The 12,092-nt window shown below is 33.1% G+C and carries 10 protein-coding genes; 7 read left to right on the plus strand and 3 right to left on the minus strand.

The features are described 5' to 3' along the window. Positions 1-86 precede the first annotated feature (86 nt). The 3 genes from ABD963_RS04995 to ABD963_RS05005 all read right to left on the minus strand — a co-directional run bounded on the left by ABD963_RS04995 (position 87) and on the right by ABD963_RS05005 (position 3,096). Positions 87-1,478 (minus strand): FAD-binding oxidoreductase, encoded by a 1,392-nt coding sequence (locus ABD963_RS04995; protein ID WP_345275839.1) that lies wholly within the window; start codon positions 1,476-1,478, stop codon positions 87-89. A 21-nt stretch (positions 1,479-1,499) separates the two neighbouring features. Continuing rightward, entirely contained in the window at positions 1,500-1,874 is a 375-nt protein-coding gene (locus ABD963_RS05000; RefSeq protein WP_345275840.1) for a group I truncated hemoglobin, read from the minus strand. 115 nt (positions 1,875-1,989) lie between these two features. Beyond that, the gene (locus ABD963_RS05005) at positions 1,990-3,096 is read right to left on the minus strand and encodes a nickel-binding protein (RefSeq protein WP_345275841.1); all 1,107 of its coding nucleotides are present in this window, start codon (positions 3,094-3,096) and stop codon (positions 1,990-1,992) included. Between the two features lie 142 nt (positions 3,097-3,238). Here ABD963_RS05005 and ABD963_RS05010 point away from each other — a divergent pair, with 142 nt between their 5' ends. The 7 genes from ABD963_RS05010 (at position 3,239) to ABD963_RS05040 (ending at position 12,066) form a co-directional block, all read left to right on the plus strand. Beyond that, complete coding sequence (locus ABD963_RS05010) at positions 3,239-4,273, plus strand: M28 family peptidase (RefSeq protein ID WP_345275842.1); 1,035 nt, start codon at positions 3,239-3,241, stop codon at positions 4,271-4,273. Then, on the plus strand, positions 4,266-4,949 hold the full coding sequence (locus ABD963_RS05015; protein WP_345275843.1) for an SDR family NAD(P)-dependent oxidoreductase: 684 nt from the start codon (positions 4,266-4,268) through the stop codon (positions 4,947-4,949). The genes ABD963_RS05010 and ABD963_RS05015 overlap by 8 nt, the downstream gene beginning before the upstream one ends. 176 nt (positions 4,950-5,125) lie before the next feature. Then, a complete protein-coding gene (locus tag ABD963_RS05020; protein ID WP_345275844.1) occupies positions 5,126-8,272 on the plus strand; it encodes a T9SS type B sorting domain-containing protein in 3,147 nt (1,048 codons plus the stop codon). Between the two features lie 3 nt (positions 8,273-8,275). Continuing rightward, positions 8,276-8,911, plus strand: coding sequence for an HAD family hydrolase (locus tag ABD963_RS05025; protein ID WP_345275845.1), 636 nt, complete (start codon positions 8,276-8,278; stop codon positions 8,909-8,911). Further along, entirely contained in the window at positions 8,911-9,513 is a 603-nt protein-coding gene (locus ABD963_RS05030) for a SprT-like domain-containing protein (RefSeq protein ID WP_345275846.1), read from the plus strand. The genes ABD963_RS05025 and ABD963_RS05030 overlap by 1 nt, the downstream gene beginning before the upstream one ends. Positions 9,514-9,517: 4 nt before the next feature. Further along, a complete protein-coding gene (locus tag ABD963_RS05035; RefSeq protein WP_345275847.1) occupies positions 9,518-10,597 on the plus strand; it encodes a mannose-1-phosphate guanylyltransferase in 1,080 nt (359 codons plus the stop codon). A 2-nt stretch (positions 10,598-10,599) separates the two neighbouring features. Further along, complete coding sequence (locus ABD963_RS05040) at positions 10,600-12,066, plus strand: DUF389 domain-containing protein (RefSeq protein ID WP_345275848.1); 1,467 nt, start codon at positions 10,600-10,602, stop codon at positions 12,064-12,066. The last annotated feature ends 26 nt before the right edge of the window (positions 12,067-12,092 follow it).

A 12,092-nucleotide genomic window follows, 5' to 3' on the forward strand; every position in this document is an offset into this window, starting at 1 on the left:
GTTAGTTAATTATATTTAATAGTAGGTACTTTAAGTGAAAACCTGTTTCTCTTGTTAATACGCAAGACTGAAGCAGGTTTTTGTTTTTAATTACTCGGCTTAATATTCTGATTGACTCTAAATAAGTTATTGGGGTCATATGTTTTTTTAATTTTTGAGAGCCGCTCATAGTTATGTTTATAACTTGCTTTTACGCGCGCTTGTCCTTCTTCCATCATAAAGTTTGAATAGGCTCCACCAGAAGAGTACGGGTGTAGCGCTTCCCAATAATCTTTACACCAATTGGTTATTTTATCTGCATCGGAAGGCTCTGGAGAAACTCCCACTATTACACCTGCATAATTGGCATCACGATATGCCCATGGTGTGTCTTCGGCTCCAACACGACTAGCTGCGCCACTAATGGGATACAAATGCATTTGGGAAAGTGGTGTAGGTATAGAAGAGCCGTATTTTAAATGTTGTGCACTTACTGCAGGACTTAATTCATTAAAAAAGTCTGCTCGCCAATACCATTGCAAGCCATGTGGTAACAAACCATCAAATAATGTTTGAATTGAAGGGTATGGCATTTCTCCAACATGAACAAACACAGGATCTAAATCCATGGCTGGTTTTATTAATTTATCAAATTCATCTTGACTTCCTGTAAAGCACCATACAATGCCACAAAATTTATTTCCATGCAAGAAATCTGGAAATGGAGGACCTGGAATAACCATAGTGGCAATAAAGCCATTTAATTCGTCTGGTGCACTATGAATAAAGCTGTGATACCATGCCATAATTTCTTCAGTTCTTTCTATTGGCCATAAAATAGGCCCTCCAATAACTGTTTTTATCGGATGCGCTTGAAATTTAAATGAAGTTACAATTCCAAAATTACCACCACCGCCTCGAATGGCCCAGAATAAATCTTGGTTTTGGTCTTTGTTAACCGTTACAAATGAGCCGTCAGCAAGTACCATATCAGCTTCCAAAAGATTATCAATGGTTAAACCGTATTTTCTAGATAAATGACCAACACCGCCCCCTAAAGTTAATCCACCAACTCCAGTTGTTGAAATTATACCGGCAGGAACAGCCAATCCAAATGGGTGAGTTGCATGGTCTACCTCTCCCCAAAGATTGCCTCCGCCAACTCTAACCGTGTTATTAGATGTATCTACTCTTACAAATTTAATTCCTGATAAATCGATAACCAAACCATCATTGCATATTCCTAGACCGCCACCATTATGTCCACCACCTCTAACAGCAATTAATAAATTGTTTTCTCTTCCAAAATTTACGGAAGCTATTACATCGGCAATATCAACACACATAACAATCATTCCTGGATGCTTGTTAATCATACCATTATATACTTTTCGTGTGTCGTTATACTCAATATCTGTCGGTAATATAATTTTGCCCCTTATCTCTGGAGTAAATGCCTCAATTAATTTAGGGTTTAAATCTCTTACTGGATTTTTCATGTTAATTTTAATTTTGATTAATTATTTACCAATCATCATGTCTTTTAAAGACCACAGTATTGAAAGCACATCTTTTTTAGATTCTTCATCAATGTTGTTTTTATCTAAAGCCATGAAAATGTCATCTATAACATGCATGTATTCAGCATGGCTTATATTCATACCGGTATGGGCCGTTACCATATCTTTTCCTTTATAATTATTTGGTCCTCCGCTCCCAGCGCTAAAAAAATCAATCGTATGATTTTTTATAATTGTTAATTGTTCTTGTTTTTCTTTTAAAGGAAGAAACCTTGCGTTTACAGCAGGATTGTTCATGTGATTTTCAACGGTGTCATCAACAATTATAGAGATGCCAGATCGGCCACCTAATCGTTCAAAAAGTGTTTTGTTCATAAGGTTATAGTTTTGATTATAGTTCAAAGCTATACATAGTAAAATGAAGCTAATGTTACATTTAATTCAAAAAAGTAGAATTTTGAATCATTTATATTTTCATCAAAATATACTTTTAAGCTATATGCTGCTGAATATATTTTGAAGGCAGAATTCCGTATTTGTCAAGGAAGCATTTTGAGAAATATGCAGCACTATTAAAACCAGTCTCAAAAGCAATTTCAGAAATATTACCATATTGCTCATGTAATAAGTTTAAAGCTTTGTTTAACCGGAATTCCTTTAAAAAGCTATTTGGTGATTGTCCTGTTAATTTAGTCAGTTTTCTGTAAAGTTGCGATTTGCTTAAACCTAAAGCTCTACTGAAATCATTTACATTAAAGTTCGGTTTGTTCCATGCCTGCTCTACATAATCGATGAGTTGATTTAGAAATTTTTCTTCATTAGGTTGAAGTATTTTAATCATTTTATCATCAATTGCTGCATTCCTGTTTTCACTTTCGTATAATAATTTCACTTCGCTTGTAATTACTAGTTGTTCTTTAACAACATCGCACATACGTGTAGCCAGAGTGATTGTTTCTTCAAAAATATTATCTTTATTTGTTACAGGAACACCGGAACTTAACGCAATATTTAGTTTACGTGTAGAAGGGTCGAACTTTGGTGTAACATATTTGAATTGAAATTTTATTTTTAAAGCACATAAAACGGCATCTGATACAGATTTAAAGGATGCTAAATACGAGTTATTATCTTTTTTTACAATACGCCCGTTAAACTTTTTTAATGTTTTGGATACATTATTATGAAATTTTTGAGCAAATATTGTAAATTGATTTGCTTCAAGACGATTTAAATAATTACTAGTTTCTAATACCATTAAAACTCTAAAAGCAGGATCGTTTATGATATTGAGTTCCGTGTTTTGTGATTTCTCAGGATCTTCAATGCGTCCTAAAAATGATTCTACTATGGTTTCATCTACCTCAATGATTCTTAATGGGATATCACCATGCGCATGCGAATGTAAATCTTTTAGTGCTTTCTTATTAGGAGCTTCGATTAAGCAGAAGGCCCTTTGTCTTTTTTCATCACACCAATATGTTAATCCGCGACAATTATATTTATGTTCTATTTCTAAATCGGCTTGATGCATTTGTGCAACATGCTCGGCTGTTACACCATCTGGCATTTCGTGGAGGTCTAAAAATAATGGCATGCTGAGTGTTTTATACAAATTAGTGATTTTTAATGGGTTATGCAACATGAAGGTGTTTTTAGTTGTCAATTAAATTAACAGACTTAAAAATCATATTACTTGGAAGGAGTTTTTTTATCTTTAGGCTCCAATAAAATTTGAAATGAATAAATTATTAAATGCTCTTTTAATTTTAATTTTATCCTTTTCTTGCACGGTCACAAAAAATAAAGAAGTTAGTAAATCTTCAAAAATTAGTAGTGATAAAGCTGTTGAGCAAGTGAAATCTATTATAGTTCCTTACACTATAGAAAATGTAAAACATATTATATCTAAAGAAAGTATTAAAACAAATCTAGAGTATCTCGCTTCAGATGAATTGCAAGGCAGAGAAACTGGTTCTACAGGTATTGAACAAGCAGCTGTTTACATTGAAAACTTTTTTAAAAAGTACAAGGTAAAACCTTACTTTGAAACATATAGAGATTCTTTTGATTTAGGACATTATGTAGGATATAATGTCGTTGGTTACTTGCCAGGAAATGACTTTAAACTAAAAAATGAATTTGTCATTTTAGGAGCACATTATGATCACATTGGTATAGCGGCTAATATTATAAATAACGATTCTATCGCTAATGGAGCTAATGATGATGCCTCGGGTACGGTTGCTGTTTTAGAATGGGCCAAATATTTTGCTAAAGTAAAAAATAATAAAAGGAGTATATTATTCACGCTATATTCAGCAGAAGAGAAAGGTTTAAAGGGTTCTGAACATTTAGCAAAAAAACTAAAAGAATCTAATTTAGATCTTTATACCATGATTAATTTTGAAATGATTGGTGTCCCAAGAGCAGATAGTGAAACCATGAGTTATGTTACAGGATATGATAGGTCTAACATCGCTAAAAAATTAAATACTTACGCGGGTAAAGAAATTATTGGTTTTCTACCCCAAGCCAAAGCTTATAAACTCTTTGAGCGTTCAGATAATTATCCATTTTATAATGAGTTTAAAATTCCTGCTCATGCTATTTCTACTTTTGATTTTACTAATTTTGATTATTATCACCATGTGGACGATGAGGTCGATAAAATGAACTACGATCATATGTTAACTTTTATAACCAAAATGGCTGCAGCATTGGAAGGTATGGTTAACGCACCAACAAAAGAAATAAAAATGAAAAATGAGTAAAAACATAATTATAACAGGAACGAGTAGAGGTATAGGGTTTGAGTTGGTTCAACTTTTTGCGAAAGCGGGTCATAATGTTTTGGCGCTTTCGCGGAATGAAAAGCCAATTCAAAAATTAAATTTAAAGAATGTCACTTGTTTTTCTTTTGATTTAGGAGATATTGAAGCTTATGAGAAGGTTGGAGATTTTATAAAAACTAATTGGAAACAAGTTGATATTTTAATCAATAATGCAGGGGCTTTACTGAATAAACCTTTCGCAGAAACAGGTATGCAAGACTTTGAAGTCGTTTATAATACCAATGTTTTTGGAGTGGCCGAATTAACCCGAATCGTTCTACCATTTATGAAAAAAAATAGTCATGTTGTTACTATTAGCTCCATGGGTGGCGTTCAAGGCAGTATGAAATTCCCAGGATTAGCTGCATATAGCTCAAGTAAAGCAGCAGTAATCACTTTAACTGAATTATTAGCTGAAGAATATAAGGACACCGGTATATCGTTCAACGTTTTAGCTTTGGGAGCTGTACAAACAGAAATGCTTGAAGAAGCCTTTCCGGGATATCAAGCACCAACAACTGCTTTAGAAATGGCACACTATATTTTTGATTTTTCCCTTAATGGAAACAAATATTACAATGGAAAACTGTTGCAGGTCTCTAATTCTACGCCTTAAAATAGTTTAACGTTATTTTTCGCATTAAAACAGAAAACGAACTACAATCAAAAACCATTTTCTATTTTAGCATCATGAGGAATATTCTGGCAGTTGTTCTTTTTTGTTTTACATTTTTTGTGAATGCTCAGATAACGTTATCTCATAATGTTGGAAATATACCAATACAGACAGATATGAGATCATGCGAGTTTGCACAATCTTGGGCTAGAACTTTTATACTTTCAGATTTTGGAATATCTCCTAAAGATAGATTTATTATAAGTTCGGGACAAGTGGGAATTTATAATTCTCTTGGAGGCTCAAAAGTACAGTTCAATATTTACAAAATTGACGATAACTTTCCAAATTCTTATTCAATAACAAATTTAATTGGAAGTAGTCAAATAGTAGATTTACCTATCATAGGGCCTGTGCCAGAAATTATACAAGTTAATTTTGATACACCTATAGTGGTTCCTGATGGTGTTGGACGCTTGTTAGTGGAGGTTAGAAAGTTTTTTGATATTAATAATTGGGACGAATCGCTAGCTTATATTGCTGGAACACAAGAAGATAATGATGTTTCTTGGTTTTGGGGATGTAATGAAGTTTATTCTCATACAGATACAAAAAGACTTAATCCACCTGTTAACAATGCTAATTTTTATATAAACGTTACTGGAGAAATTAACAGCACCAATAGTTTAGGTTTTGATACTAAATTAACCCATAATTTTTGCAATGACGTTGTAAAAGTTAATCAATATAGTTGTAGTTGGGGTGGTTTAAAATATGCAAGAAGATTTGTTTTAGAAGATTTTGGTGTTTCAACAAATGAGGAGTTTATTATTGATAGAGGACAGGTTGCCTTTTCAAGTGTTGGGGTTTATGACGTTAAAATACAGTTCAATATTTATAAAATAGATGATAATTTTCCAAGTTCTTATTCTGAAGCTGATTTAATTGGTAGTAGTCAAGTTATTTACATACCTTATTTTGGCTCTGGAAATGGTGTACAGCCTAAAATATTTGATATTTATTTTGGCAATCCTATTGTCGTACCTGCAAATATTGATAAGATTCTTGTTGAGGTATATAATCTAGACAGTACCAGTAGTGCAGGTCTTGCTTTCATTGCTGGAGGTACGCAAAGCACAGATGAATCATGGTTAAGATCAGAGGCTAGTGGTTGTCCACCATTTCAAGAATATGTTGCCGTTAGTAATCCTAATATTAATTATTTTATAAATGTTACGGGTAAAACAAATCATGTAACGAACAATTTTGAAATGAACATTTCAAACATATGTTCAGAGTTTTTAAAAGAGTTTAGTGTTGAGAACAAAGCTAATGTGGCATCGGTAGTTTGGAATTTTGGCGATCCAGCTTCCGGTACAGATAATACTTCAACAGATGTTTCACCTTTTCACGATTTTTCACAAGATGGCACTTATACCATTACGGCAACTGTAACAGGAAAGAGTGGGGGTGTTGAGATTTTATCTGAAACAATTGATGTTAAAGAACCGCCCAATGCTTACGGTATCGATAATATTTATGCTTGCGAAGATGATTTTAACTCTGGAATATCTTCCTCTTTTGATACTTCAGGATTAGTAACTCAAGTTTTAGGTGGCCAAATCAATAAAGTTGTTAAATTTATTGATGGCAGTGGAAATGAATATGATGAATTTCCTAATCCATTTACAAATACAATTAAAGATATTGAAACCATAACGGTTAGGGTATCACATGATGATAATCCATGTTGCTACTCGGAAACTACTTTCGATTTAATAGTTAATCCAAAACCTAATATAGAAAGTGTTACTGATTTAGTGGTTTGCTCAAATGAGACCGATGGTTTTTCTTCATTTAACTTACAGGAAGTAAAAGAAAAAATAATTAATAGTTCATCTAATTTATTGGTGACTTTTTATCGTGAAAGTGGTAATGAAATATTAGCGCCTTTAAATGCTGTTCAAAATATAGTTGTTAATGAAGAAGAAATCACAGTTAGGGTAATTAATTCTGATACAGATTGCTATAACGAAATAACATTCAAATTAAAGGCAAACCCATTGCCTATAGCAAATGCGATAACTGAAATTGTAGGGTGCGACGATAATAATGATGGCATTTCTGAGTATTTTGACACCTCAAACGTAGAATCTCAAGTTTTAGGTACACAAACAGGGATGGAGGTATCCTATTTCGACTCTAGTGGTAATCAATTACCAAGCCCTTTGCCAAATCCCTACACAAACTCAATTGCTAATACTGAAACCATTACTGTAAGGGTTACAAATCCCTCAACAACCTGTTACGCTGAAATGCCATTGGTTTTAAAACCCGCATCAAAACCACAGATTAATGCGCCCCAAAATATATATAGCTGCGATTTAGGTGATGGTTATGCGAATTTTGATATGACTGGTTTGGAAACTGAAATTATTGGTAATCAAAGTGGTTTGAAAATCATATACTTTGATATTAGTGGAAATGAATTACTGAGTCCACTTCCAACAACTTTTCAAAATACACAACCTTGGACACAAACTATAAATGTGCGAGTGGAAAATGAATTAAATAATTTATGTTTCTCTGAAACCAGTTTAGATTTAATCGTCAATGAATTACCGATGGCTAACATTGAACAAACCTATTTTTTATGTGACTTAGAGCCTTTTTTGAATTTGAGTATTGAAAACAAATTCGATACTTACTTATGGCAATATTCAGATGGCTCAACAATTTCAATTTCCAATACCGTTAATTTAGAGCAAGCTGGAAATTATAGGCTAATTATAGGCGAAAATAAAAATGGTTTGTATTGTGAAAATAGTTTTGACTTTGAGCTTATCCGTTCTCAACTTCCAACAATTACCAATATTGAAAAAAGAGAACTATCAGATGAAAATTATATAGAGGTCTTTGCTACGGGAGATGGAGATTTTGAGTATTCCATAGACGGTGCGAATTATCAAAACAGTAATTTATTCAGTAACGTTTTAGGTGGTATTTATATGGTCACAGTAAGAGATAAGTTTGGTTGTGGAGAAGATATAAGGAAAATAATATTAATAGATTACCCTAAATACTTTACACCTAATGGTGATGGAATCAATGATTATTGGCAAATAAAGGGTATTAATGGTTTTTCCGAAGCGGTTATTTTTATATATGACAGATACGGTAAGTTGTTAAAGCAAATTAACCCTAACAGTTTAGGTTGGGATGGAACATTGAATGGAAAGAATATGATATCTTCAGATTATTGGTTTACCGCAGACCTAGGTCAAAACAATAAATTTTCAGGGCACTTTTCATTGAAACGTTAAACAATGACCAAATATAAATGCATTATTTTCGATTGTGATGGGGTTTTGGTAGATAGTGAGCCCATTGGAAACCAAGTGTTAGTGGATATGGCAAATGAGTTAGGAGCTAATATTGACTTGCCTTATGCTATGAAACATTTTAAAGGGAGTTTTATTGATGCTTGTGTTCAGAAAATCGAGAAAATCACCAATAAGACATTAAGCAATAATTTTATAGATGAATACAGAAAACGAAGTTTCGAGGCTTTTAAATTGAATATGAAACCCATTGAAGGTGTTAAAGAAGTTCTTGATAATTTAAATGTACCCTTTTGTGTAGCTTCCAGCGGGCCACAAAATAAAATAAAACTCAATTTAGAGCTTACGGGTTTATTACCATACTTTGAAAATAGAATTTTTAGTTGTTACGAAATCCAGAAATGGAAACCGGATCCTGCCGTATTTTTGTGGGCAGCAAAAACAATGGGATTTAGAGTTTCTGAGTGCTTGGTAATTGAAGATAGTATATCTGGAGTACAAGCAGCAAAAAGAGGTGGTTTTGATGTGTTTGGTTTTACAGCACATGATTATGAAAATGAGTTAGAATCCATGGCTACCAAAACGTTTAATCATATGGGTGAACTTTTAAGGATATTATAATGCAAAGCAAACTTCAAAGTTATATTCCAGAAAACGTTTTGTCACAAGTTTTAAAACTTTTAGAACATGATCATTTAGTAGTAAAAATTAAAAACGAACGCAAAACACGCCATGGCGATTATATGCGGTTACCCAATGGAAAACATCAAATCACCATCAATTCAAATTTAAATAAATATCGATTTCTAATTACCCTTATTCATGAAATAGCACATTTTGAAGCCTACAAAAATTATGGGCGTTTCATTAAACCTCATGGTATTGAATGGAAGCGCACCTTTCAACATTTAATGTTGCCGTTTTTAAATCCCAAAGTTTTTCCAAGTGAATTACTACCACTTTTAGCCAAACATTTTAAAAATCCAAAAGCATCGAGCGATACAGACATTTCATTAGCTTTGGAACTAAAAAAGTTTGACGAACCCAATAATAAAACGTATATTTTTGAAGTGCCTTTAGGGAGCCATTTTAAATTGTATAATGGAAAAATTTTTAAAATGGGTTTAAAAAGGGTCAAACGTTATGAATGTATTGAAATAAAAACAGGAAGGTTATATTTGTTTAATCCAAATGCAGAAGTTGAATTATTAAAAGACTATTAAAATTATGAATAAAAATTATTATGCCATTTTAATGGCAGGAGGCGTGGGGTCTAGGTTTTGGCCAGTAAGTACGGAAGATTTCCCAAAGCAGTTTCATGACATGTTGGGAACAGGTGATACGCTCATCCAAAAAACGTTTCATCGTTTAGCACATTTAATTCCAACTGAGAATATTTATATATTAACCAATGAAAGGTATAACGATTTGGTTTTGGAACAATTACCTGAAGTTACCCAAAAGCAGGTGGTTTTAGAACCTGCTATGCGAAATACAGCACCTTGTATATTATACGCATCATTGAAAATCCAGAAAGAAAATCCAGAAGCGGTTATGATAGTAGCACCAAGCGATCACTGGATTGAAGATGAAGAGACCTTCTCAAAAAATGTAGAACAAGCCTTTGAGTTTTGTTCAAAAAATGAAGCGTTAATGACACTAGGTATACAACCCACATTTCCGAATACGGGATATGGCTACATCGAGTTTGATAAAACTGCAAATAATGATATAAAGGCCGTACATCAATTTAGGGAAAAACCAGATTACGAAACTGCCAAGCAATTTATTTCTAGAGGTAATTTTTTATGGAATGCCGGAATTTTTATGTGGAGCGTAAAAACTGTTATTGAATCCTTTAAAAATAATCAACCTGATTTATACAAACATTTTGAAGCAGGAATTTCAGCTTACAATACACCAAGTGAAGAAGCCTTTATTAAGGCACAATATCCTTTAGCAGAAAACATATCAGTGGATTATGCTATCATGGAAAAATCGGACAATGTTTTTGTAATTGCTGCAGAATTCGATTGGAACGATTTGGGTACTTGGGGTAGTTTATACGATAAGCTAGATAAAACCGAGAATGGGAATGCTGTTGTAAACGCCAGAACATTAGTAGAAGATGCTTCGGGAAATATGATTCGAACCAAAAAGGATAAAATTGTGGTTATTGATGGGTTGAACGATTATATTATTGTTGATAAAGAGGAAGTTTTGCTTATCTTTCCAAAGGAAAAAGAACAAGATATTAAAAAAGTACTTAAAGCTGTAAAAGATAAGTTTGGAGAACAATATGGTTAATTATGAGTAAAGAAAATAAATTCAATTTCTCTGAAGAGGAAGTAAAGCATGAAAAAGCTGTTGAGCAGTCAAAAGAGGCAGTAAAAAAAGATGTTAAAGGCTTATTTAAAAGCTTTAAAATTTTTTTTAGTGAATTGTTGGATTTCCGTGAAGACACTGATAGAGAAGCTACTATTGCAGCTATACAAGGTGATATTCCCTTTAAAGGTGCTACAGCTTGGATTTTGGTGTGTTCTATTTTTGTAGCGTCCATTGGGCTAAATGCCAACTCAACTGCGGTCGTTATTGGTGCCATGTTAATTTCTCCACTTATGGGACCTATTTTAGGGGTGGGATTATCCATTGCTATTAATGATATTGATACCTTAAAACGCTCTTTAATAAACTTGGCAACTATGATTGCGTTAAGTTTATTAACTGCTTTTTTATTCTTCTGGTTATTCCCATTGAGTGAGGATACGTCTGAACTTTTAGGACGAGTACAACCCGATATACGAGATGTTTTAATTGCGTTTTTTGGTGGTTTGGCACTTATTATAGCACGTACAAAACGTGGTACCATTGCATCGGTCATTTTTGGGGTTGCTATTGCAACAGCTTTAATGCCTCCATTGTGTACGGCCGGTTATGGTTTAGCAAAAGGTAAGTGGGATTACTTTTTAGGGGCCATGTATTTGTTTACCATCAATACTATTTTTATTGCAATGGCAACGTTTATTGTGTTGAAGATTTTACGTTTCCCCATGTTGAAATACGTCAATTCAAAGAAGCGTCAATTCATATCGCGAATGGCAACTTTGTTGGCAATTGTGGTCATGATTCCAGCTGTTTGGACATTTGTAAATGTTTTAAAGGAAAGTAATTTTAATAGGGATGCAGGACAATTTGTAGAGAATGAATTAATTACATTGCCTCACTTTGACTATCTAAAAAAGAATGCTGTTTATAAGTATGATAGTAAAGGAGTCTCTACTGTTGAAATAAGCACATTTGGTTTAGATGAAATACCAGAAACAACCATTACGCTTTTACAAAGCAGAATGGAAGATTATAGTGCTCTATCAAATGCCAAGTTAGTAGTCAATCAAAACAGATCTAAAAATTTGGATAATTTCAAATATATGGAGGAACTTCGTACGCGTGACTCACTAGATTTGTTATCACAAACTGAGAAAATTAATTTCCTCGAGAATAAAGTAAGACAACTTTCCAAGCTTGAAAAAGGTTACCTTGATTTAAGTGCAATACTACAAGAACTAAAAATAAATTACGAAACTATTGATGAGTTTTCTTATGCCCAAGTGATTAATTCCAACTTCAAAAAGATGGATACACTTTCTGTATTTTCAGTAAAATGGATAGATTCTTTAGCCAAAGAAGATGTTAGAAAAAAGGACAAGGAGAAGCTTGAAAAATGGTTGAAATTTAAGTTAGATTTGGATACTTTGGTGGTAAAGCGGATAAACTAAATAAGTTCAACTCATAAATTCCTACA

It is taken from the genome of Litoribaculum gwangyangense (assembly GCF_039543505.1).
In the GTDB taxonomy this organism is placed as follows: domain Bacteria; phylum Bacteroidota; class Bacteroidia; order Flavobacteriales; family Flavobacteriaceae; genus Litoribaculum; species Litoribaculum gwangyangense.

Excerpts from the sequence above, each read along its gene's own strand:
- ABD963_RS04995 (WP_345275839.1), bottom strand. The coding sequence starts at position 1,478 with ATGAAAAATCCAGTAAGAGATTTAAACCCTAAATTAATTGAGGCATTT.
- ABD963_RS05000 (WP_345275840.1), bottom strand. The coding sequence starts at position 1,874 with ATGAACAAAACACTTTTTGAACGATTAGGTGGCCGATCTGGCATCTCT.
- ABD963_RS05005 (WP_345275841.1), bottom strand. The coding sequence starts at position 3,096 with ATGCCATTATTTTTAGACCTCCACGAAATGCCAGATGGTGTAACAGCC.
- ABD963_RS05010 (WP_345275842.1), top strand. The coding sequence starts at position 3,239 with ATGAATAAATTATTAAATGCTCTTTTAATTTTAATTTTATCCTTTTCT.
- ABD963_RS05015 (WP_345275843.1), top strand. The coding sequence starts at position 4,266 with ATGAGTAAAAACATAATTATAACAGGAACGAGTAGAGGTATAGGGTTT.
- ABD963_RS05020 (WP_345275844.1), top strand. The coding sequence starts at position 5,126 with ATGAGATCATGCGAGTTTGCACAATCTTGGGCTAGAACTTTTATACTT.
- ABD963_RS05025 (WP_345275845.1), top strand. The coding sequence starts at position 8,276 with ATGACCAAATATAAATGCATTATTTTCGATTGTGATGGGGTTTTGGTA.
- ABD963_RS05030 (WP_345275846.1), top strand. The coding sequence starts at position 8,911 with ATGCAAAGCAAACTTCAAAGTTATATTCCAGAAAACGTTTTGTCACAA.
- ABD963_RS05035 (WP_345275847.1), top strand. The coding sequence starts at position 9,518 with ATGAATAAAAATTATTATGCCATTTTAATGGCAGGAGGCGTGGGGTCT.
- ABD963_RS05040 (WP_345275848.1), top strand. The coding sequence starts at position 10,600 with ATGAGTAAAGAAAATAAATTCAATTTCTCTGAAGAGGAAGTAAAGCAT.